1 protein-coding gene and 1 riboswitch are annotated in these 1,835 nt (G+C 59.8%); the gene reads left to right on the forward strand.

Annotation, left to right across the window (positions count from 1 at the left end; translation table 11 throughout):
• Positions 1 to 58, reverse strand: a riboswitch (cyclic di-GMP riboswitch). This riboswitch is flagged as partial in the annotation.
• Positions 59 to 594: 536 nt separating this feature from the next.
• On the forward strand, positions 595 to 1,835 hold a 1,241-nt coding region (locus ACTO5E_RS10955), incomplete at its 3' end, for a sodium-dependent transporter (RefSeq protein ID WP_482303603.1).

Here is a 1,835-nt window from a genome sequence, read left to right on the forward strand (position 1 = left end):
AAGCCTTAGTTCCGTAGCTTTGCGTCCCACCGTTTCCGATGGTTTGCCGCTGCATCACACAGGATCACCTCTCTGATCCCCAGCCCGCCGCCGCAGATGCCTTCGCCGGCGGGCTAACTCCAAGGCGGTATCGTTCCACTCATTGAAACTCCCTCCTCTCCAGGGTATGCGGCCTGGTTCCGCAGCTGTGCATTCCAAAGGGCGGGCGGCTTCACCTGGCCTTGCGGCGCATTGCAAAAATGTATACTTTTCTGCAAAGGCTACTCCCCCACGTTATCTATTGTTAAATATAGCATAACAGCCGGATTATTGCAACCCTTTCGGGAAAGATTTCCAGAATTTTTGTTTGCAGAAAAGTATTCTTTTTGACAGCCTGAGGAGCGAACAGCGGCGGCCGGAATCAGAGGGCCGCCGCTGTTACTTTTTTGCTGAAATTGAATGGCCGCGGAAATTGACAAGCGGTCCATCCTTATGTATAATGGGGCATACTAAATTGACCTGCCGCAGCAGAAAATACACCCCCGCCTGGTTCCCGCCCCTCTGAGATTTAGGACGGAGGGCCGCACGGCAGGGGAGAGATCCGAGGAGAGAGACATGGAAAAACGAGAGACCTTTTCTTCCCGCCTGGGCTTTGTGCTCATCTCGGCGGGATGTGCCATTGGCCTGGGCAACGTGTGGCGGTTCCCCTACATCACGGGAAAATATGGCGGCGCGGCCTTTGTACTGCTCTATCTGCTGTTTCTGATTGTTCTGGGCCTGCCCGTCATGGTCATGGAGCTCGCCGTGGGCCGGGCCAGCCAGCGCAGCATCGCCCGCTCCTTCCAGCGGCTGGAGCCCGCGGGCAGCAGGTGGCACTGGTACAGCTATGTGGGCTTTGCGGGCAACTACCTGCTGATGATGTTCTACACCGTCATTGCCGGGTGGCTGCTGTACTATTTTGTAGAAATGCTCCGGGGCAGCTTTGCCGGTCTGGACGCCGGCGGAGTGGCCGAAATGTTCAGCGCTCTGCTCAGCCGGCCCTGGACCATGACGGCCTACATGGCGGTTGTGGTGTGTATTGGGATGCTGGTGTGCGCCCAGGGCCTGCGCAACGGGGTGGAGCGGGTCAACAAGATCATGATGCTCTGCCTGCTGGCCCTGATGGTGGTGCTGGCGGTGAACTCCGTGCTGCTGGAGGGAGCGGGGGAGGGCCTGCGGTTCTATCTCCAGCCCAACTTCCGCAACCTGGTCTACGACGCCCAGGGGAACTGGATTCTGGGGGAGACGGTCTTCGCGGCCATGGGGCAGGCGTTCTTCACCCTCTCCCTGGGCATTGGGGCCATCGCCATCTTCGGCAGCTATATCGGCCGGGAGCACCGCCTGGCCGGGGAGGCGCTGCGCATCGGCGTGCTGGACACCTGCGTGGCCTTTGTGGCGGGACTGATTATCTTCCCCGCCTGCTCCGCCTTCGGGGTGTCCACCGGGGAGGGTCCCGCCCTGGTCTTTGTCACCCTGCCCAACATTTTTAACCACATGCCCATGGGGAGGATGTGGGGGGCGGCCTTCTTCCTCTTCCTGTCCTTCGCCGCCCTGTCCACCGTCATCGCGGTCTTTGAGAACATCATCTCCTTCTCCATGGAGCGCTGGAACCTCACCCGGAGAAAGGCGGTGCTGGTTAACCTGGCGGGGATTTTTCTGCTGTCCCTGCCCTGTGCCCTGGGCTCCAACCTGTGGTCGGGCTTCACGGTGCTGGGGATGGATATCTCGGGGATCGAGGACTTTTTGGTCTCTCAAAACATCCTGCCTCTGGGCTCCCTGGTCTATCTGCTCTTCTGCACCAGCAGGCGGGGCTGGGG

The organism is Acutalibacter sp., assembly GCF_056800975.1.